The sequence below is a fragment of the Clostridium estertheticum genome (assembly GCF_026650985.1).
Lineage (GTDB): Bacteria > Bacillota > Clostridia > Clostridiales > Clostridiaceae > Clostridium_AD > Clostridium_AD estertheticum_C.
The window spans coordinates 1,371,359-1,394,886 of record NZ_CP086239.1; the positions used below are offsets into that span (position 1 = coordinate 1,371,359).

A 23,528-nucleotide genomic window follows, 5' to 3' on the forward strand; every position below is an offset into this window, starting at 1 on the left:
ACAAGTAAAAAAGCTCTTGATTTTAATCAAGGGCTTTTACTGAATTCTTTTCTTTGTCGCTAAGTACTTCATTCATACTTCCAGTTCTATATCCTAACAAATCAAGTGTAACATATTTAAAACCAATGTTTTTTAATTCATTTGCAACCTTATCCATAATTTCTGTACTGAAAAATTTCTTTCTTTCCTGGGCATTAACTTCTACTCTTGCTATATCTCCATGATGTCTTACTCTTATCTGTCTAAATCCTAAATCAAGTAAAAATTGTTCTGCTCTTTCAACCATGCTTAATTTCTCAACTGTTATCTCGTTACCATATGGGAATCTTGATGATAAGCATGCAAAAGCTGGTTTGTTCCAAGTTGGTAATCCAAGCCTCTTTGATAATTCTCTTATATTATCTTTTGTAAGGCCAGCATCCTTTAATGGGCTAATAACTTTTAATTCGTTTGCTGCCTTCATTCCCGGTCTATAATCTGAAACATCATCAGCATTAGAACCATCCAAAACTGCGTTAATATTATTATCATCAGCAACTTTTCTAACTTTTGAAAAAAGTTCTTTTTTACAAAAATAACATCTATCAATAGGATTTTTAGCAAACCCTTCAATTTCTAATTCCTCTGAAATTATAACTATGTGTTTTGCTCCAATGTCCCCAATATATTTAACAGCTTCCTTAAATTCTCTTTCTGGATATGTTGTTGACTTCGCAGTAATTGCAATAACTTTATTACCTAAAACATCTGCTGCTACTTTTAATAGAAATGTGCTATCAACACCTCCTGAATATGCTATTGCTACACTTCCCAATCCTTGAATACTATCCTTTAGTTTTTGAAACTTCATTTCTAATTCCATATTTGTCCTCCTTGTCGTAAAAAACTATTACTATTTATAATAAAAATCTTTAACATATTTAATGTAACATAACATTTAACTTTTGAACATAATAATATGCTTTAAAATAATATTATTATATGATTTTCTAAAAAAATTGTCAAAATAAAAGAAGGAATAGTTACTTACACTAGTCCTTCCAAATTGTTTTACTCCCCTTTTTATTATATTGTCTTATCAAGCGCTTGCTTTAAATCATATATAATGTCATCTATACCTTCAACACCAATTGAAAGTCTTATTAAATCGGTACTAACCCCAGCAGCCTTTTGTTCTTCTTCATTAAGTTCTGCGTGAGTTGTACTTGATGGATGAATTACAAGTGATTTTGCATCAGCAACGTTGGCAAGTAATGAGAATAACTCTACACTATTTATAAATTTCTTTCCTGCCTCAAGTCCACCTTTTATTCCAAAAGTGAATATTGATCCAGCTCCCTTTGGTAGATATTTTTTAGATAAATCTTTGTATTTACTTCCTTCTAGCTCAGGATAATTTATCCAAGACACTTTTGGATGTTTACTCAAAAATTCAACCACAGCTCTAGCGTTTGTTACATGCCTTTCAACTCTTAAAGATAATGATTCTAATCCTTGAAGAAATAAAAATGCGCTTTGAGGACTAAGTGTAGCACCTGTGTTTCTTAGTAACTGAACCCTAGCTTTTAATGCGAATGCTGGAGCACCGAGTTCTGCATACACGAGACCATTATAACTTTTATCTGGAGTCGTAAAATCAGGAAATTTACCACTTGCAGCCCAATCGAATTTACCACCATCAACTATAATTCCACCAATAGTTGTTCCATGTCCACCAATAAATTTTGTTGCAGAGTGGATAACTACATCAGCCCCAAACTCAATTGGACGACATAAGAAGGGAGTTGCAAATGTACTGTCAATAATAAGTGGTATTTTGTTTTCATGAGCAATATTTGCTACTTTTTCTATATCTAAAACATTTATTTTTGGATTTCCTATTGTTTCACCATAAAGTGCTTTTGTTTTGTTTGTTATGGCTTTTCTAAAGTTCTCTGGATCATCTGGGTCAACAAATATTACATTAATTCCTAATTTTCTAAGTGTAATATTAAATAATTCGTAAGTACCACCATATAGTGTACATGCTGCTACTATTTCATCACCACAACTTGCCACATTTATTATTGCATAGAATATTGCAGACATTCCTGATGCTGTAGCGAGTCCCGCAACCCCACCCTCAAGTGCAGCTACTCTCTTTTCAAAAACATCTGTAGTTGGGTTCATTATTCTGGCATAGACATTCCCTGGTTCTTTTAGTTGAAATAAATTTGCTGCATGATCTGCATTTTTAAAAACGAAGGATGACGTTTGATAAATTGGAACTGCTCTTGAACCTGTAGTAGGATCAGCAACCTGTCCTGCATGTACTTGTAATGTTTCAAAACTTAATTTTCTCTCGCTCATATTAATTTCCCCTTTTAAATAATTATTTTTGTTGCTTACATTTACATATTAAAAACTCTTTAATTTAAAGAAAAAAAGCTGCTTCCCTATAAGGAAAGCAGCAATGGTAACTTTAATAAACAATATAATTGCATAATAAAATTTGCTAACATCCTTATCTTTCAGATTTTACAATCTGCAGGAATTGACACCATTGCACTCAAATAAAGAATGCTGGTTGTCGGGCTTCATCGGACCAGTCCCTCTGCCACTCTGGATAAGTTGTATTTAGTTGTTGTTATTTAGTATATTAATAATAAAAGGAATTGTCAATAGCTTTTTCAGAAAATTGAGTTATTAGATGTTTTTATATATTGATACACCGTATTAATAGATTTATTGCTATTTTGATGCTGTCTTTAAGTAATTTTCCATTACGCCTTTTACTATGGGCACCACATGGTGACTTCCACCTGTGTTTTTAACATTTTCCATAATCATTGATACTACTATTTTAGGGTTGTCTGTATTCATACATATAAACCAACCATTCTCTTCTGCCGTAATATCCTTAGCGTCTTTTTTTAATTCTGCTGTTCCAGTCTTACCTGCAAGATTTACGCCACTAATTTTCGCACCATGACCTGTACCATTCGGATTTTCTATAACCTGCGTAAGATCATCTTTCAGAGTTTTTGTATTGTTTTTAGATATTATACTAGACTTCCATACCTTAGATGTTACCAATGCATTAAAATTTTCAAGTGTTGGAGACATAATATTACCTTCATTAACAACCGCACTATAAGCTAATGCAATCTGGAGTGGACTCATAAGAACTTCTCCTTGACCATAACCAGTATCCGCTAATGCTACATCATTTTTAATGACGTTATCATTAGCTACTTGTGATATTGCTATGGGATAATCTATAGGAAGCTTTTCACCTATTCCAAATTTATTGGAGCCCTTAATGAACTCTTCCGTACCTATTTTAAGTGCAGCTCGTGCAAAGTATATATTATCTGAATATACAAACGCATCTAGTAGATTAACTCTCTCTATCTTATCACTAACCCTAGTAACCATATTAGTTCCCCAAGATTTATCAGGTTGCCATTTTAATCCTGGTATGTTTATAAGTTCTTCAGGTTTTATCTTTGCATTATCTAAACCAACCGCAGCAGTTATAAGTTTAAATGTAGATCCTGGCGAATATACCGCCTTAAATCTATTTTTAAATGGTTCTTTTTCTACTTTCCATGCTGCTATTTGAGTATTAGATTTATAAGTTGTATATGCATTTGAGTCATATGATGGAGAACTTACTAAAGCCAAAACCTCTCCGGTTTTGGGATTTATTGCGGCAGATGCCCCTGGCTCTTTGTTCATTCCTTTATATATATTCGCTTGAAGCTGTGAATCTACTGACAATGTTATATTTTCGCCAGATTTAGATGCTTTACTAAGAATTATATCTTCTTTAATTTCCTTTCCATCCTTTTGCCTAGATATATAAATTGTTGCTCCACTTTCTCCCGTAAGTCTTTTTTCATATACTTGTTCAAGGCCTGCCTTACCTATTAGACTTGATGAGCTATACCCCTGTCCATCCATCTTTTCTAATTCCTCACCAGTTATTGGAGCAATATATCCAATTAGTGAGCCAAATGCTTCTCCTCCTGGATATATTCTACCTCTAGGGCTCATGTGAATTACCCCCTTAATCTTCATAACCTCAGCTATTTTTACTTTTTCGCTGCTTAATATATTAATAATTGGTATAAACTCATCTGGGTTTTTATTTGCTTTTAGTTTATCTTCTATAGCCGAAGCCTCTATATCTAAAATTTTAGCCATTTGTGTTATATTGTTATCTTTTTCTTTTACAAAATCATTAAAACTTAAACCAATGGTAACTATTGCAGCATTTATTGCAAGTGGCTTTTTATTTCTATCATAAATTTCACCACGAATTGCTGGCAATGCAATAACCTTAATCTTATCTCCTACTCCCATATTAGGTAATATCATTTTTTCATCCCAAACTATTGTCCACTGTTTTTTTTTGTTAACTTTCTCTTTTATCATGGTTGCCTGGTATCCTGGCATTTTTAATTGTCCAGCAGTGGTATTCATAACTATTGAAAATGGTATTTTAATAGTTTTTTTATTACCATCTTTAATTTTCTCTTCATTCTCAACCTTAATTACTATATTTTTTGCCGCTATTCCCTTATATATAGCATTATATTTATCTACAAATTGTTTTTCAGTTATTGTTTCTTTAGTTTTAACTGAAAGCATATTATACATTGTTTTAAAATCCTGCTTTACCCACATAGTCTTATATGTATCAAATGTTTTAGTTGCACTATCCACCTTTGTATAAATAGTAAACATAAATACTCCTGTCACAACTAAAACCATACATAAGATTGTAAGAAGAGACACCTTTAAATATTTCCTCAACATATTTCCTCACCCCTTTCTTATTATATCACTTGAATAGTTCATTTAAATAGACATAATTGGAAAAATAGCCTAATTTATTTCATAAAAAAAGACCATTGATTTCTCCATCAACAGCCTGAAACTCACTAATTATATTATTATGTAGTTTTGCTTTCTTTTTCTTCCTGATCCTTTAATTTATATTCATAAGAAAGGTAAAGTTCTTCTAGTTTAGTATTAAAATATTTAGGTGATATTTTAACTTGTGTTATATTCCCAAGTTTATTTAAATCTTCAAAGAATTTTTTTATTCTATTTTCTATTGCTTCAATATTACTGAATTTCACCTTATTAATTATAGAATCACACTCATCATTAAAAATTCTAACAACTAGTTTGATCATATCATCAGTCATATCTCCTGCTAACTGATTATCTTCATTTATATTTCCATTAATAATCCATTGCTTAAATTCTATGGCTTCTTTGGATTTAATCATATCCACTTGCTTTTCCCTTATCTCTGTAAGCATAGTAGAGCATTTCACTGAATTCATTAAATTATATTCTGATTTATAAATACCGAAACCTTGCATCGATACATCATCATCTAAAGTAATTATTTGAGACTTTAGATGCTCTACAGAAGTTTTTGTATTATTATATTCTAAATTAAGTTCCTCAATAGATTTTGTCTTAGTCTCTATTAAAACCGCATATTCACTAGACTTCTGCTCAAGTTCAATAGCCTTTTGTTTGAAAGTATCTTCATACTCCTTGGTCTTGCTTTCAATAAATTCATCATATTCTGTTGATTTATCTTCAAGTTCTTTACCTTTTAACTCAATTAGATTATCATACTCTTCCTTCTTACCGTTTATTAAATTATCATATTCTGCTGACTTATCTTCAAGTTCTTTAGCTTTAAGTTCAATTAAATCATCATATTCTTTCTTTTTACTTTCAATTATATTATCATTTTCAATTGATTTATCCTCAAGTTCCTTATCTTTTAATTCGATTTTATGATCGTATTCATTAGATTTCTCTTCAAATTCTCTTGTTTGATAGGTAGCTTGATTACCATAGTCTATATTCAGTTCCTCTATAGCTTTTGTTTTTGTTAAAATTAGCTTATCATATTCTTCGAGCTCTGCTTCAAGTTCTTTTGTTTTAGATAAAATCCGACTCATTCCCATTTGAGTTGGAGTTAGTTTTATATATTTTAAATTTTTATTTTCCTCGATTAATTTTTCAATCTCAGCTTTATATTGCTTTGCACTTAAAGCGTCTTTAATGGATGTAAGTATTGCCATTGATAACCCTCCTTATTTCTTCAACAGTCTACATTATACCACAAAAATTTCACTAAAAATGTAGACATATTTTCAAAAACACAGTAATTATTCAATAAATTTAAAAAAAACGCTTATGTTAATAACTAATTTTAATAATATTTTTCTAAAGGCTTATTTATGTATGTCTATTCGCAATTTTATATAAAATTTGCTACCTTATCGTTTATAAAATTATTATTTTTATATTCTTCAATAAAAATGCGATACAAAACCCTTTCATTTATTAACGTTTGTACACAAACGCCATCAGAACAAACTATATAGTTATGACCCTTAAATTCAAATTCACGCTCCTTAGCCTTAATAGTATTAATCATAAGTTTATTAAAAGTATTAATCATAAGTTTATTAAAAGTATTAATTTCTTTAATAACATTTTTTTCTTCAATATTCTCTTTGCTTTCAAAATCAATTATCATAATACAACTCCTTATATTATTTAGATTTTATTTAATTACCCTAACCTATTTAGTACTTATACTATATAACAACTTTTCATTAATTCCTTTGATTTCAATTTGCATTTTTTCTTGATTCTAGCTGCTTCTTCAGTCAATTCAAATATACTTGTATAAGATTTATTTTTATTGATTACAATGGCAATAGATATACTCATTAACGGATAATTTTCATTAATATTATTCCTATTAACAGATTGTATGTATTTATTTTCTCTATCATACTCATTGTAGAAATTTATTATGTTATTATCAAATTCATTTATTATTTCTTCACAAAGATTGTATGCATCATGACCTAAAATTATTGCAACAAAATCATCCCCACCTATATGGCCTAAAAAACTATCTTTATAGAGACATGTATGTTTTTGAATAACACTTGATGTAAATGATAAAATCCTATCTCCGTTCTCAAACCCATATTTATCATTAAAAGCTTTAAAATCGTTTATATCAAAATATAAAAGGGAGAACTTTTTTTTATCAATAATTAACTTAGAGATAAAATCTTCGATAACAACATTTCCAGGCAATCCCGTTAAGGGGTTGGAATATTTTGCTACATTTAATTCAAACTCCATTGTTTTTTCAAGTAATGAAATTACAGGAACCACACCAAAATATTTATCATTTTTTTTAACAATTATGTAATCATATAGTTTATCCTCTTCTCTTGATATAACAATTTTTGATACTATGTCCAAGGTAGTATCATAATCAACAATAAGTGGGTTTGAATCCATAATTAAGTGAATAGGTCTTTTCATATATATTGACCATCCATATTGAGTTCCAACCTTTGAAAAAAAATCAGAATTCATTACTACTCCAATTATTGAATAGTTGTTATTAACTACTGAAATACCTCTTATACTGTGGTTACTCTTAAAAAGCTTGTCTATTTCGCTACATGTCGTTGTAGATAAAACTGGGCTCTCTTCTCTCGCAATTTCTCCTATTTTTACATTGGAACTTGGACTAAAACTATGTTTCTTCATATTGATATTTTTATCAACAATCCTTTTTTTTATTATCTCAGGTGTTTCCATTAAATTATCAGCTGGTCTATTTATTAAAAATCCTTGACCATAGTGTACACCTATTTCGATAAGAGTATAAAGGTCATTCACATCTTCTATTCCTTCAGCAATAATTTTAGTATTGGTGGAATTTGCGAAATCAACAAAGGATTTAATTATTGCTTTTTTAAAATTGTCCCTAGTTACATTTGTTATTAAACTCATATCCATTTTAATATAGTTTGGTCTTGTCTTTGCAATAGTTGTAAGTCCAGAATAGCCTGTTCCTACATCATCAATAGCTATCTTATATCCCTGATTCTTATAATAATCTATCACTTCACTAAAATTTTCATAACAATCAATTGAGGTTTTTTCAGTAATTTCAAATATAAGTGAGGTTGGGCTAATATTATATTTTGCTAATAGCTCCTTAGTAAAACCCTTAATAAAATGATCATCTTTTAAAACAGCAGGGTCTATATTTACAAACAAAAATTTATCAGAATTATGGCTACTAAATGCCTTTATCGCATTTTTTCTGCATGTAATTTCTAAGTCCCAGAGAAGATCATGTGTTTTAGCCGCTTCAAAAAGTATTTCAGGATTTATATACTTACTATCCTTAGGCCCCCTTGTTAGAGCCTCATATCCTATAACCTCTCCCGTTTGCATTGAGATAATTGGCTGAAAAACGGATCGTAACCTATTACTAGAAATAATTTCTCGAAGCTCATCTGACATATAGAATTCCCCCTTAAAATATACCATATAAAGTATATTATCATAATAGTGTTAATATTAGGTTAAGTTCTTTTATGTTTACGTTAAAAATGTTCAATTAAGCATTGAAATGTATTTTGTATAAACATACGCTAATTCCTTGCGCAAATGACGAAGACAAGGTAATGTATTAATATGAAATAATTTTATCTTGGTTAATAATAAAAACAAATATAAGGGTGTGATATATAATGATTAAAATATGTAAATCAAATGAAAGCTACAAGGAACTTAGTAAAGCCTTGAAAGATAATAATATAGAATTTGAACACAAAAAATGTTTAAGCAAATGTGGTCTATGCCATAAACACCCAATTGCTAAAAACCATGGTGAGTTTATATCTGCTGATAGCGTAGAAAAACTTATTAAAAAATTAAAACAAGACAAATAGTAATAGCGGATAGATTTAATAATCTATCCGCTATTACTATTTGTATTTTATAATTCACTCAATTTTATCCGATACTCTTGGTATAAAACCATTTTCTTTCCAATACTCCTTCATATTATGCATTTTTTCTTTAATCGTATCATCTTTATTTAGTACAAAATTATAAAATTCTTCCTGACTATTAATTTGTTCCTTACCTCTTCTATCAATTCTCGTATAGATTCCATCAAAATTCAAAATTCTAGCCTTTATTGTATCTGATAAAGATATATATAAAATTTCTTTTATTCGGTTCCTTGCCTGTTGATCTTCAATTGGAAATAAAAGTTCTACTCTTCGGTCTAAATTTCTAGTCATCCAATCTGCACTTGATAAATAAATTCCTTCCTGTCCATCGTTATAAAAATAGAAAATGCGACTATGTTCTAAAAATCTACCAACAATACTTCTCACAGTAATATTTTCACTTACACCTGGTATCCCAGGTTTAAGGCAACAAATGCCACGTATTATTAAATCTATTTTAACTCCTGCAGTTGATGCCTTAAATAGAGCTTTAATAATCTCAATATCAACTAATGAGTTAACTTTTATAATAATTCTGGCCTTCTTACCTTTTTTCGCATTCTCCGTTTCCTCAATTATCATTTGTAAAAATCTATCTCTTAACTGTAATGGAGCAAGACTAAATTTATATAAAGCTGTTGGTCTAGAATTCCCAGATAACATATTAAATAGAGCAGATGCATCTGCCCCAAAATAAGGGTTCGATGTAAACAGACCAATATCTGTATAAAGCTTTGCAGTGACATCGTTGTAGTTTCCCGTTCCCATATGAACATAACGCTTAATGCCATCCTCTTCACGCCTTACTACTAGCAATATCTTACAATGTGTTTTGAGTCCCACAAGTCCATAAATTACATGACATCCTGATTGTTCCAGTTGCTTTGCCCAAACTATGTTATTACTTTCATCAAATCTTGCCTTAAGTTCCACGAGTACTGTAACTTGTTTACCAACCTCTGCAGCTCTTACTAAAGCTTCTATAATAGGTGAATTACCACTTACACGATATAATGTATGTTTTATAGCAAGAACATCAGAATCAACGGCTGCTTGCCTTACTAACTCAACAATCGGGTCAAAGGATTCATATGGATGATGTAATAAAATATCTTTCTCTGTTATAGCTTCAAATATGTTGTTATATTTTAAAAACTGTTTTGATAACTGCGGTTTTATAGGTTTATATTCTAGTTTCTCATAACCCTTAATCCTCCCAATTTTCATTAGAAAAGTTAAATCTATTTGTCCGTTTATTATATACTCCTGCTCTTTTGAAATTTCAAGCTCACTCTCAAGAATTTCAAGTAATTTATTATTCATACCCTTCTCTATTTCAAGACGCACAGCTTTTCCCCATCTTCGTTGCTTTAAAGATTCTTCAATTGCTTCAAGTAAATCTTCCGCACCTTCTTCATCTAGTGCCATATCTGCATTTCTTGTAATACGATAACAGCTTGCATCTATAATTTCATGTCCATTAAAAAGGGACTTTAAGTTCATTTTAATAATATCTTCTAAAAATATGAAAGCTAAACCACCTTCATCTGGAATTTTTACAAATCTATCAAAAACAGAAGGTGCTTTTATTGTTGCAAAAATATTTTCACCCTTATTATTTTTAAGAAGAATTGCAATATTTAAACTTTTATTTGATATTAATGGAAAAGGGCTGCTTTGATTAACTAGCATAGGTGTTAGTACTGGAAAAATGTTTTTTGTATAATAGTTTTCAACATAATTAATCTGTCCTTTACTTAAATCATTAAATTTCAGAAATCTTATTTTTTCTTTTTCAAGGCCTTTTTTTAAGGAGCGATTATAGCAACTCGATAAACTAGAAACAAGATTATGTACTAATATCCCTATTTGTTCCATTTGCTCTGTTGGTGTAAGTCCTGATGGTTCTTTTTTATCAAATTCAGCTGTAATTTGATCAGACAAGGATCCAACCCTAACCATAAAAAATTCATCTAAATTTGAACTTACGATAGATGCAAACTTTAATCTTTCAAACAATGGATTTGTTGTATCCTGTGCTTCTTCAAGAACACGTTCATTAAACTGAATCCAACTTAATTCGCGACTTATAAAATACTTAGGTAGTGAATAATCAGTCATTTTTTATCCCCTCTTTATATTATTGGTTTAACACCAATTACTTCTTCAAAAAAATCTACATACTTTGAAAAATTCCATTCCTCTAAAATAATATCTCCTTCAGATTTTAAATTGAAAAACATATTATCCCTTGTTCCTAGTAGCTTGATTTTTTTTATTTTTTGCATATGTGATATATCTAAAGCTTCCGATAGTTTTAATATTGCCGCTAATGTGGATACAACCATTTTATCAACATCACTTAAAGCTCTATAATTATTATGGGATGTTATAGGAATTTCCTCTGAGTGATACCTTGCTGCACTTGCAATAATCTCAATAGCAATATCAGAAAACCCAATAATACTCTGGGCTCTTATTATATTATATGAATGAAAATTATGATTATTGGCACTTATGAACCCACCAACATCATGAAGTATTGCTGCAACCTGAAGATAAAGCCGTTCTCGTTCTCCTAACTTATGTAAGCTTTTTGTGTGATCAAAAATGTCAAGCGATAATTTTTCAACAAAAGTCGCATGCTCTTTATCAATTTGATACTTTTCTCCTATATACCAAACGGAACTTATAATATCATGTATTAATTCTTCTCTTCGTGGAATATTTAGTATTTCATCGGATAAATCGTATAAAATCCCTTGCCTTAGTGATAATTTAGGAATTTGAATTCCCTCGGCTTTAGTCATCTTAAGAAAGCAATAGAAAATAAGTATCGATGGTAGCAAAAGTTCTGCTGTCTTATTAGAAAGTCCAAAGGTGTTTTTAATTTGGAAATTATCCATGTTACTAATTTCCTTTGTAAGTGATAATAATGCTTCCTTTTTAATGTAATAATCTTTCTTATTAGCTCCACTCTTTTTTCTTATAATTCCACAGATTGTATTTAACTCTCCTCCTAGTCCTAAAAAATGATTGATTTCAAACTTTTTGATTTGAGGTTTAAGTGTATATATTTTACTTTCTATATACTGCTGCATAGTCTCTGAAAATTCAATTGTCTTTGTTTCTAAATCAGATAAAGCCTCTCTTATTTTTAAAGATCCAATTTTAACATGCTCTGTAAACTTTAATCTACCATCTTCATAAATTGATGTCTCCACTGCTCCAGAAGTAATATTAACAATTAGATATTGTTCTGATTTTTTAATATCTATTGAGTTTACGTGATTTCTAACCGCTTTTAACATATAAAATTGTTCTTCTGCTATATTTATTGATTCAACATTTAACCCTGTTCTAAGTCGTATTTGCTCTAAGACATATTGTTTGTTTTCAGCTTCTCTCATACCACTAGTTGCTACTGCTTTGTAAAACTTAATTTTATAATCCTTCATAAGCCTAACAAACCCATTTAAATCATCACAAGTCTCATGAATTGTTTTAACAGAAATTCTAGCTTTAGAAAATGTATCTTTTCCTATTTTTGTAGGTTTTACTACCTCCTCTAAAATTATAATTTCCCCCTGCGTATTTATTTCTCCAATTGTCATTTTTAGATAGTTAGCACCTAGATCAATAGCCGCAATTATCTTCCATGCCTGTGATATACTCATAAAAAATCTCCTTCGCATAAAAAAATTCATATACAATGATACTACTATAATGTCTGTTATTATACAATAATGTATATTATATTTAACGAAACTTAACCTAACTTTAACCATAAAAAATATTTGTTTGTAAGGGTCATATTTATTAACACTTGCAAATATTATAACTATTATTTATTATAGACATAAGTTGTATAAAAAATGAATTTCAAAGGGGAATCATAATAATGAAAAAATTAGCCATCATTGATATAGGATCAAATTCTATACGTTTAGTAATTGTTCAAATAAACAAAGATAATTCCTTTAGAATAGTAGATGAAATTAAAAGGAGTGTTCGCCTTGGCAAAGATATGACTTCGAAAGGAGAATTAAATCCCTCTAGGATTGATAATGCTATTTCTACTTTAGCTTTCTTTAAACGGTTGTGTTTTATTCAAGATATAAGTGAAATTTTAGCTGTTGCTACAGAAGCTGTCCGTAAAGCCACCAATCAAATTGAATTTTTAAACCGTGTTAAATCAGAACTTTCTATTGATATTCGCGTTTTAACTGGCATTGAAGAGGCTTACTACGATTATTTTGGGGCTATTAACAGTATGGATTTTTCTGATGCACTAATAATGGATATTGGTGGAAGTAGTTCAGAATTAATTTTAGTTAAAAATAGAAAATTAAAAGCTTCCATAAGTTTACCTTTTGGTGCAATAAATCTCACAGAAAAGTTTTCACTTCAAAAGGTCATGAATGATAAAAGCGAAGCTGAAATTAAGGCATTTCTTACCTCACTTTATAAAGATATTCCTTGGCTAAAAGAAGTTAAAAATATACCCATAATTGGGATCGGTGGTACTATAAGAAATATCGGTAAATTACATAAGAGAAAAACTAATTATCCTATAGATAATCTTCATAATTATATAATTCCTACAAATGAAGTTATAACTATCTATGATCAGGTTAAAGTTAAAGATTCTTATCAAAGAAAAAAACTTAAAGGACTTTCAAAAGAAAGAGCCGATATTTTTGTTGGCGCTGCTGCATCTTTAGTTTCCTTAATTGAATACCTTGATATAAAAGAACTCCACGTTAGCGGAAGTGGTCTTCGAGATGGTATTTTATATGAATATATCTTTAATAGTAAAATACCCTTAGATGATGTCCTTGATTTTTCTCTTAATAATCACTTACTTAATTATAAAATTGACGTTAAACATCCGAGTCACGTATGGATGTTAACTAAAACCCTATATAATGAGCTTAATACAATTATCGACATACCAATAAACCCTTATAAAATTTTAAAAACTGCAGCAATGCTTCACGATATAGGAATTCTTATAAGTTATTTTGATCATCATAAACATTCTTCCTATATGATTGCAAACTCTAAAATTAATGGACTTACTCATAAAGAGCAACTAATGGCATCATATATAGCTGCTCTTCATAGAAAAAATGAATTTAAAATTGACTTAAAATTGTACCAGGATTTAATAACTAAACAAGATTTAGATATAATAGATAAGTTAAGCATTCTACTACGCATTAGTGAAAGTCTGGATAGTTGCTTAAATGGAAATATACAATTTATTAGTTGCAGCATTGGATTAGATACTGTAACCATAACTGTTGACGCAAAGGCAGACCCAATGCTCGAAATAAGTGCAGCACTACAATGTTGTTCATCATTTGAAAAAACATATAATAAGAAATTAATAATAAAATAATATACACTACATGCTTATAAAAGGCACCTACTTTTACGTAGATGCCTTTTTATATAATAAAACGTATATCTTTTAGATTCTTATTATTTACTATTTACTATTTACTATTTACTATTTAGATTTTAATTTTATTTACCAATTTCTCCAAGTTATCTGAAATATTCTTTAATTTCTGACTTGTTGTTGAGATATTTTCCATACTTTCAAATTGTAGATCCATTGATGCTGAAACTTCCTGCGTAGCAGCAGCTGACTGCTCTGAAACTGCTGAAATAGATTCAATAGACTGTATAATTTCATTCTTATCACTGGCAATTTTTAATACATTTTCCGTAAGCTTTGTAATTTTAATTAATGTTTTGTCTATTGATTCTTCAATTATAGAAAAGGCCTTATCTGTTTCGAAAATAGCATTATCTACTTCATTAACTAAATCTTCACCGACATGCATACTATTTCTAGCATTTTCAATTTCATCTTGGATTTCATTAACAACTTTCCCTATTTCTTTAGTTGAAACAGCAGTTTGCTCTGCAAGCTTTCTAACCTCATCGGCAACTACAGCAAATCCTTTGCCTGCATCCCCCGCTCTAGCAGCTTCAATAGCTGCATTTAATGCAAGTAGGTTAGTTTGGGCTGCAATTACCTCGATAGCACTTACTATTTTACCAATAGATTCTGATTTCGTCGAAAGTATTGCAATATTACTAGAAACAGCCATTGTTGCCAAATTGTTTTGATCTAACTTAATTTTTAATAACTTAAATGTATCTTTACTTGTTTTATTTACATTTTTAACTTCCTGTGAGTATTCTTTTGCATGCACTGAACCACTCACTGAGGTATCAATTTCATTAGATAAGTTATTTAACTTTTCTACGCTTTCCTGTGCATCCTTCGCTTGTGAATTAGAACCTTTTGCTAGTTCTTCAACTGTTTGGGTAACCCCTTGTATGGAACTTATGGTTTCTTTTGTAGATAAAGATAACCCATTTGCATAATTTAATACATCCTTAGAATCACTTTTAATAAGTTTAACAATATTTCTAAGCTCACCTCTTAAATTAATAACTGCCCTACCAATTTTCCCAGTTTCATCCGTATAACTATTTAATACATCAAACCTATTATCAATAACTAAATCAAAGTTTGCTGTTTTATCTACAAGTTCTGTTACTAATAATATAGGTTTAGTTATCTTTTTGCTGAAATAATATGCAACAATCGATGAAATTACTATTAACATCAGAATAATACCTATAAGTATTGCAATGCTTTTAGTGAATTGTGATTGAAGTTCGTTCTTATTTGATGTTATGGTAGTATTAATATCATTCACATAATCTCCAGTACTTATTATCCAATTAAATGGTTTAAATTCAAGACTATATCCTCTCTTTGGCAATGGAGTTGTTTGTGAAACCTTAGGAAATGAATAATTTGAATATCCGCCGGTTGCTTTCATCCCTTGTGTTATAATATCTTTTATGTAAAACTTGCCACTTGAATCCTTACTCTCGAGTCTGTTTTTGCCCTCTTCAGAAGTGCCATTCGAAACTACATTAATGCCTTTTTCAGTATCTACAGTAAAAAATCCATCCTGTCCGTATTTAAGACCTCTTATTAATGTTTTCGCTTCATACTTACCTTCTTCTAGTGTAATTTGTCCATTTTCAACTTTATTATTTAATGAATTAAGCATTGTTATGACTGTTTCAATTTGATATTTTATTTGATTATCTAAATCAGCTCGCATAGTTTTGTCTAAGTTCGCAACCACTTTGCTATTAGTACTATAATTTTGTAAAGCAACAAATGAACCAATAATTAGTGCTGTAGAAACTACAATTGAGATAGCAATTAAAACTATTTTAGTACTAATCTTCTTCATTAATCTCGTCCCCCCCGTAATTTATCTTTTGTAATAAGTTTTATAATCTGCAAACGTTTTCTAAATATAATATATCATAAATTTTGTTGCTATTCTATGTAATATCTTGTCATATACATTTTCAGCCATATATAACAATTATTTTTATAGAGCTATTCTATATTTCTTAATAGTTCAACTTTAAACAAATAATAAGACTCTCTGAATTGAATATTCATCAAAAAACATTGCCCCTAACAATTTTAAATTGTTAAGGGCGATGTTTTATTTAAATCTAAATATTACTGCAACTATCTCTAATGATCAGTTTTGTATTCAGTTTAATTCTGCTAACCTTTTGATTGTTATTATCTATTAAGTCCAAAAGCATTTTTGCAGCATTTTCCCCAAGTAAATACATATTTTGATCTACTGTTGTAATTTTGGGTTCAACTATATTAGAAATATAAATGTTATCAAATCCAATTATTGAAACCTCCTTAGGTACATCGAGATTCATTTTTTTACAAGCATTTAAAACTCCGAGTGCCATTAGATCATTACAGGCAAATACAGCAATAGGTGCTTTTAAGTTTTCTAGTTCTTTTCTCATTATATTCATTGTCCCACCAACAGTATCGTAACTATTGCCTTCACCAATATCTATAATTTTCTTTTGAACAGTTAATTTATTTTCTTCCATAAATTTAATATAAACGTTTTCTTTTATGTCATATGAGTAACTCTCTTTTCCTCGTACAAATATTATATTTTCATGTCCAAGTTTAAAAAGATACTCCATTGCTTGCATTGCACCATTTGCTTCATCATTAAGTACAAAATTACAATCTATGTCCTTATTATATCCATTGATTGATACAAGTGGTATATCTTTTCCTACCATTTCATAAAATCCACTTTTCATATTTTCTGTTTTGGGGTCAATTACTATAATGCCATCTACTTGTCTTCCCATAAGCGATCTTATATATTTTATTTCTTCAGAAGCGTTATCAGCTGTATCACAAAGGTAAATTGAATAACCGTTTATTTTCAATTCATATTCAATAGCTTTAATTACAGTTGGAAAGAAAAAATTATCTATACTTGGAACTAGAATTCCTATTGTTTTTGTATTTTGACAAATTAATGATCTTGCCAATATATTAGGACTGAAATTCAATTTTTCTACAGCTTTTTCAACTCTAATTTTAGTTTCTTCTTTAACAGGATAATTTTTATTTATAACTCTTGATACAGTACTCATAGAAACATTAGCTTCCCTTGCGACATCTCTTATACTAGCTTTCATTTTTGCCCCCCTATAAAGCAAGAAAATTTACACATATTATATTAAATTAACTTATTACTCACACATGAAAATATTACTATTTAAATTAAACTTTGTAAAGATAAAGCTACCTCAATTTTGTCTTGAGGCAGCTTTTTAGTATTAATAATGCTTTAATTATTGAATTAAATTAGTTTACTTTTGCTAATGATGCTTCTAATTCTTTTACTATTTCAGCATGTCTCTTTTCTGTTAATTTAATTTTGAATAAAAAGATAACACCGGAGATAATCATTAATGCTGCTGGTAAATAGAAAGCCCACATTTTAAATGTTACAATACTTTGAGAGCTTATGTCACTTGCTTGTGCATCTCCAATCATACCACACGTTACTGATATGAAACCTACGATACCATTAGATAAAGCACCTGCGAGTTTATCTAATAATGGACGAAGAGATAAAGTTACTGCTTCATTACGAACTCCATTTTTCCATTGTCCGTATTCAACTGAGTCACTTATTGTCATAAGCACTGCTAGAAAAATTAATTGGTACGGAAAATAGAAGAATACTAGGCCTATAATAATAACTGCCATTGAACTTGTTGATACTACGGAAAGTATCAAATATCCAATTAACATTGATAAAATACCAATTATGTAAACATATTTTCTTGAAATAGATTTAGTGATAATTGGGTAAAGTGGAACAGATATAATCCCACAAATTGCAGCTACAATACCTACAATTGAAAAAGCTGATATATTCCCAATTACATATTGGAAGTAAAGCATTAATACGGCTGTTGTAGCTACATACCCAATAGCAAATAAAAGATATGCTAGTGCCAACCACATTAATTGGTCGTTTTTAGTAAGTGCAGTAAATACATCTTTAAGTGAAGTTTTCCCGTGTTGCTTACGTAAAACACTTTCTTGTTCTTTTGTGCCAAGAGCTACAATCCAACTTGTAACACCATAGATTATTGCAGCTATTAAACCAAAAGCGAACCATCCGCTAGCTCCTTGACCAGAGTGACCAGTAACTACTAAGGTAAAGAATGAAACTATAGGTATTACTACTAGTGTTGTTCCATTTGCCCCTAATGATGAAGCGAAACGTCCGAATGTTGCTAATTTTCCACGTTCTGCAGAATCATCACTAAGTGCGGGGATTATTGACCAAAATGCAATATCTTTAAATGAAAAAGCACAGTCTAATATGATGAAAACAATAATAAACAGAATTGTAAATAAAGTTTGGTTACTTGTTGCGAGTCCAAAGAAGTTAGTAAATAACATTGCTAAACAAATTGCACTGATTGTTCCACCAATACAAAGCCATGGACGGAATTTACCCCATTTAGTTTTAGTGTTGTCTATAATGCTACCAATTATTGGATCAAAGATAATTTCAACTAGTCTGATACCTACAACTAATGAGGTAACTAACCCTATCATTTTCATTTGAGTTTCCTTTGGCGCTCCTGCAAACATAGCTTTTGTAACAAAAATCATAAAATATGTTGATAATGCTTGGTAAAAAATATCATGGCCGAATGCACCTGCTGCAAATGCAAATCTTTGTTTCATTTGGTTCACTTGTTTCATTTTTATTTCCTCCTTATATATTGGATAGTGTTAACGCTATCTTTGTTTTATTTATATTTTGTTTTACTTTTGTAGAAATAGTCCATCGGGGATATCCTCTACTAAAATAACCATTATTTAAGCAACATGTCCACAATATCACTTTCATATTTTAATAGGAAAACCTTTTCTATACTTCTAAATTTAATACGTACTTTTACAAGTACGCTTATTTAGCTAAAAAAATTATATTAAATCAAATAATTTTATTTAGGAAAACCTTTTCTTTCTTTTTATATATTAACATATATTAGTCGTTTACACAATACTATTTTATTTTACAATTATATCCTTAATACCTCAGCGTATAATTACATATTATTTAGTCATTCATTTTGCTTAGACATAGAATTGTAAAAAAGATAGTAAAACCTTATTTCAAAGTTTTACTATCTTTCCCCATATCTATTTATTTTAAATTTATTAAAAGTTCCCCAGCCTTTACTTGTTGTCCTTCTTTAACATTAATTAACTCAACTACACCTGCCTCTGAGGCAATTACTCTAGTCTCCATTTTCATAGCCTCAACTACCATTAATTGTTGATTTTCAGTTACTGTATCTCCCTCTGCTACAAGGATAGATATAACCGTTCCTGGTATTGGAGATCCAACCTCTAAAGGATTTGAAGGATCTGCCATTTGTGACACTTGGTAATTTAGCACAGCCTTGTTGTTTTTGTCTTTGATTTTTATTTCACGTCTATTTCCATCAACCTCAAACACAAGAACTTTATTTCCTTCTAAATCTAATTTACTAATATGAAGTAACTTTATCATATGGGTTTTTCCATCTGCGATTTCAGCCTCACAGGTTTCACCCTCATATAGTCCGTGGAAGAAAATATCGCTTCCAATTCTGCTTAAATCTCCATACTCCTGAATATATTTAATATAGTTATCAAATACATCTGGATATAATGAATAACTTAATATATCTCTTTTAGTTGGAGTTATATTAAATTTTTCTATTAAGTGTTTCTCCACCATATCAAAATCTTCATCTGGCAATAATTCACCTGGTCTACATGTAATTGGCTCTTCACCTTTTAAAACTAGTTTCTGAAGTTTCTCTGGAAATCCTCCCATTGGTTGACCCATCATTCCTTTAAAGTATGATACAACAGAATCTGGGAAGGACATTTTAATTGCTTTTTCATATATGTTTTCTGGTGTAAGGTCATTTTGTACCATAAATATTGCAAAATCTCCAACCATCTTAGAAGATGGTGTTACCTTTACAATATCACCTACCATATCATTTACAACTTTGTACGTTTCTTTAATTTCATTAAATTTATGTCCAAGACCAAAACTCTCTACCTGTGGTTTAAGATTAGAGTATTGGCCTCCTGGAATTTCATATCTATAGATTTCAGCCGAACCAGAATTCAAATCTGATTTAAATTGGTCATAAACTGGTCTTACAGCATCCCAATAATCTGAAATCCCCTGAATTCCTTTAAGATCTATTCCAGTATCTCTATCAGTATTTTTAAGTGCTGCAACAACTGAGTTTAAAGCTGGCTGACTAGTAAGACCTGACATACTGTTAAATGCAGTATCTACAATATCAACACCTGCTTGAGCCGCCATTAAAACTGTAGCAACACCATTTCCTGTAGTATCATGAGTATGAAGATGAATAGGCATTCCTACCTCTTGCTTTAAGGCATTAATTAGCTTAAATGCAGCATGAGGTTTAAGAAGTGCTGACATATCTTTTATACCTAATATATGAGCTCCTGTTTTTTCAATTTCCTTTGCAAGCTTTATATAATAATCCAAATTATATTTATTTTTTTTATCATTTAATATATCGCCTGTATAACAAATACAAGCTTCTGCAACCTTATCACTTTTAAGAACCTCATCTATTGAAGTTTCCATTCCTTTAAGCCAATTTAGTGAATCAAATATTCTAAATACATCAACACCACTACTCGCTGATTCTTTAATAAATTCACGAACTATATTATCAGGATAATTCTTATAACCTACTGCATTAGCTCCACGTATAAGCATCTGAAAAAGTACATTAGGAATTTTCTTTCTAAGTTGGGTTAATCTCTCCCAAGGAGATTCATTCAAATATCTATATGCTACATCAAAAGTAGCTCCTCCCCACATCTCAAGAGAAAACAAATCAGTTCCATAAACAGAGGTAGCAGTTGCTATCTTTAACATGTCCTTTGTTCTCACTCTAGTTGCCATTAATGATTGTTGAGCATCTCTCATTGTTGTATCCGTTAATAGTAATTTGTTTTGTCCTTTAATCCATTTTAAAAGTCCTTCTGTTCCCTGAATATCTAATATTTGTTTTGTTCCACTAAGTTCATTTGGCATTATTATTTTTGGAACTACTGGTACATCATAAAGTTTTTTAATACCATTGTTTTCATTAACCATTTTTTCACCAATAAATTTAAGTACTCTACTTTCTTCATCTGCCTGAGGTGTAATAGATATAAGTTCAGGATTTTCTTCAATAAAATTTGTATTACATTCGCCCTTAAGGAAAGTAGGGTGATTCAATACATTAATTAAAAAACCTATATTAGTCTTTACTCCTGTAATTCTAGTTTCCTCTACAGCTCTTATAGACTTCTTTATGGCATCTTTAAAAGTTCTAGACCATGATATGTTTTTTACAAGTAAACTATCATAATAAGGACTAATTATCGCCCCAGCGAATCCATTACCTCCATCCAGTCTTATTCCAAAACCAGAACCAGTTCTATATTCTTCTATTTTCCCTGTGTCTGGCGCAAAATTATTAGAAGGATCCTCTGTTGTTATACGACACTGAATAGAAAATCCATTAACCTTTACATCATCTTGAGATTTAATTCCTATTTCAGGTGAATTTAAAGCATAATCTTCTGCTATAAGTATCTGACTTTGAACTATGTCAATACCAGTTACCATTTCTGTAACGGTGTGTTCAACTTGAACTCTAGGATTCATTTCTATAAAATAATGATTTCCTTTAGTGTCTACTAAGAACTCCAATGTACCGGCACTTCTATAATTTACTGATTTAGCAATTTTTAATGCATCATTACAAATTTCATCTCTTTTTTCCTGTGATATTGAAAATGCAGGAGTATATTCTACAACCTTTTGATGCCTTCTTTGGATGGAACAATCACGCTCATGCAAATGAACAATATTTCCAAACTTATCTCCAAGAACCTGTACTTCTATATGTTTAGATTTTTCAAGATATTTTTCTACATAAAGATGGTCTATACCAAAAGCCTTTTTTGCTTCACTTTTAGCACTAATATAAGAAGATTCTAATTCACTTGCATCGCGTACAATTCTCATGCCTCGTCCACCACCACCGGCAACTGCTTTTAGCATAACAGGATATCCACATTTTTCTGCAAGTTCCTTTGCCTCATAAACTGTATCAACTTCTTTTTTATCGCCAGGTATAGTGGGCACCCCTACCGCATTTGCTACAATCTTAGATTTGATTTTATCTCCAAGACTATCCATCATTTCCGCCGTTGGTCCTATAAATTCAATACCTGCTTTTGCACATTTTATTGCAAATTCAGGATTTTCTGATAAAAAACCATACCCTGGATGAATAGCATCTACACCTTTTTTAAGCGCAATACTTATTATTTCCTCGATGTTTAAATATGCCTCAACAGGACTTCTATTTTTCCCAATTAGATATGCCTCATCTGCCTTAGTTTTGAACAGAGAATATTTATCCTCATTAGAGTAAATTGCAACCGTACGAATTCCAAGCTCATTACAAGCTCTAAAAATTCTTATTGCAATTTCACCTCTATTTGCTACTAGTACTCTTTTAAACTTTCTCACTTTCATTACCCCCTATATAACCTTTTGTCCATTTTAATTCATTAATCATTATTAACTAGAATACATGATTTTTACCAAAATTGCAATATAATAAGGATGATATTGCAATAAACTCATAATATCATCCACTAAATTGAAAAATTGGGATAACTTTTTTTATATTTTTATATTTTACCTGAATTCAATGCATTCTCAATAGATTTTAGAATTACTTTACTACTATTGGTTGCACCTGTTATTGTATCCACTTGCAAACTTTGAGTCTTTACTACCCTAGCTGGAATAACCTCTGCTGGCTTCCCTCTTTCAGTTTTATGTTCCAGTAGGACTATACTAGTAATTTTGTGATTTTTAACTGTAACTGCCACTTTTGCACCTATAACTATAGCATCACAGGAACCTGTATATTTACCATCAGAAATTTCGGATAAATCAACTGTATCAATTTTAATCCCTTTAACTATTTGCTTATATTTTTGAACAGAAATTAAATATTTTCCTTCATATGTAGATACTGCTAAAACTACAACACAAATCACACCAATTAATATTTTTTTTACATTTATCATAATTAATTCTCCTTTACTTTCCTATATTACTTAATAAAAATTAA

15 protein-coding genes and 1 riboswitch are annotated in these 23,528 nt (G+C 30.2%); of the genes, 2 read left to right on the forward strand and 13 right to left on the reverse strand.

Annotated features, from left to right (window positions below):
* Nucleotides 1-22 precede the first annotated feature (22 nt).
* The 6 genes from larE to LL038_RS06930 form a co-directional block, all read right to left on the reverse strand.
* The gene (larE, locus tag LL038_RS06905) at nt 23-862 is read right to left on the reverse strand and encodes an ATP-dependent sacrificial sulfur transferase LarE (protein ID WP_216121329.1); all 840 of its coding nucleotides are present in this window, start codon (nt 860-862) and stop codon (nt 23-25) included.
* 203 nt (nt 863-1,065) lie between these two features.
* Nucleotides 1,066-2,349, reverse strand: a complete 1,284-nt coding sequence (locus LL038_RS06910) for an O-acetylhomoserine aminocarboxypropyltransferase/cysteine synthase family protein (RefSeq protein ID WP_216121328.1) — start codon at nt 2,347-2,349, stop codon at nt 1,066-1,068.
* A gap of 151 nt (nt 2,350-2,500) precedes the next feature.
* Nucleotides 2,501-2,612: riboswitch (SAM riboswitch) on the reverse strand.
* 118 nt (nt 2,613-2,730) lie between these two features.
* The gene (locus LL038_RS06915; protein WP_253200040.1) at nt 2,731-4,803 is read right to left on the reverse strand and encodes a penicillin-binding transpeptidase domain-containing protein; all 2,073 of its coding nucleotides are present in this window, start codon (nt 4,801-4,803) and stop codon (nt 2,731-2,733) included.
* Nucleotides 4,804-4,940: 137 nt separating this feature from the next.
* Nucleotides 4,941-6,098: a DUF4041 domain-containing protein gene (locus LL038_RS06920; RefSeq protein WP_216121327.1), complete on the reverse strand. Its 1,158-nt coding sequence runs from the start codon at nt 6,096-6,098 to the stop codon at nt 4,941-4,943.
* 179 nt (nt 6,099-6,277) lie between these two features.
* Complete coding sequence (locus tag LL038_RS06925; RefSeq protein WP_216121325.1) at nt 6,278-6,559, reverse strand: hypothetical protein; 282 nt, start codon at nt 6,557-6,559, stop codon at nt 6,278-6,280.
* A gap of 56 nt (nt 6,560-6,615) precedes the next feature.
* Nucleotides 6,616-8,364, reverse strand: coding sequence for a GGDEF domain-containing protein (locus LL038_RS06930; RefSeq protein ID WP_216121324.1), 1,749 nt, complete (start codon nt 8,362-8,364; stop codon nt 6,616-6,618).
* A gap of 230 nt (nt 8,365-8,594) precedes the next feature.
* On the opposite strand from LL038_RS06930, the gene LL038_RS06935 reads away from it, so the two are divergent.
* Nucleotides 8,595-8,795 (forward strand): DUF1450 domain-containing protein, encoded by a 201-nt coding sequence (locus LL038_RS06935; protein WP_216107245.1) that lies wholly within the window; start codon nt 8,595-8,597, stop codon nt 8,793-8,795.
* A 54-nt stretch (nt 8,796-8,849) separates the two neighbouring features.
* Here LL038_RS06935 and LL038_RS06940 read toward each other — a convergent pair whose 3' ends face one another.
* Complete coding sequence (locus LL038_RS06940; protein ID WP_216121322.1) at nt 8,850-10,982, reverse strand: RNA degradosome polyphosphate kinase; 2,133 nt, start codon at nt 10,980-10,982, stop codon at nt 8,850-8,852.
* 14 nt (nt 10,983-10,996) lie between these two features.
* The gene (locus tag LL038_RS06945) at nt 10,997-12,538 is read right to left on the reverse strand and encodes an HD domain-containing protein (protein WP_216121320.1); all 1,542 of its coding nucleotides are present in this window, start codon (nt 12,536-12,538) and stop codon (nt 10,997-10,999) included.
* A gap of 224 nt (nt 12,539-12,762) precedes the next feature.
* Here LL038_RS06945 and ppx point away from each other — a divergent pair, with 224 nt between their 5' ends.
* On the forward strand, nt 12,763-14,265 hold the full coding sequence (ppx, locus tag LL038_RS06950; protein ID WP_216121318.1) for an exopolyphosphatase: 1,503 nt from the start codon (nt 12,763-12,765) through the stop codon (nt 14,263-14,265).
* Nucleotides 14,266-14,380: 115 nt separating this feature from the next.
* Here the strand turns inward: ppx and LL038_RS06955 are convergent, their stop codons facing one another.
* From LL038_RS06955 to LL038_RS06975, 5 genes are all read right to left on the reverse strand, one after another.
* Entirely contained in the window at nt 14,381-16,156 is a 1,776-nt protein-coding gene (locus LL038_RS06955) for a methyl-accepting chemotaxis protein (protein ID WP_216121316.1), read from the reverse strand.
* 274 nt (nt 16,157-16,430) lie between these two features.
* Nucleotides 16,431-17,447: a LacI family DNA-binding transcriptional regulator gene (locus LL038_RS06960; RefSeq protein ID WP_216121314.1), complete on the reverse strand. Its 1,017-nt coding sequence runs from the start codon at nt 17,445-17,447 to the stop codon at nt 16,431-16,433.
* A gap of 169 nt (nt 17,448-17,616) precedes the next feature.
* Nucleotides 17,617-19,038 (reverse strand): glycoside-pentoside-hexuronide (GPH):cation symporter, encoded by a 1,422-nt coding sequence (locus LL038_RS06965; protein ID WP_253200039.1) that lies wholly within the window; start codon nt 19,036-19,038, stop codon nt 17,617-17,619.
* Nucleotides 19,039-19,486: 448 nt separating this feature from the next.
* Nucleotides 19,487-22,915, reverse strand: coding sequence for a pyruvate carboxylase (locus LL038_RS06970; RefSeq protein WP_216121312.1), 3,429 nt, complete (start codon nt 22,913-22,915; stop codon nt 19,487-19,489).
* Between the two features lie 164 nt (nt 22,916-23,079).
* Nucleotides 23,080-23,484: an FMN-binding protein gene (locus LL038_RS06975; RefSeq protein WP_216121310.1), complete on the reverse strand. Its 405-nt coding sequence runs from the start codon at nt 23,482-23,484 to the stop codon at nt 23,080-23,082.
* Nucleotides 23,485-23,528: the final 44 nt, after the last annotated feature.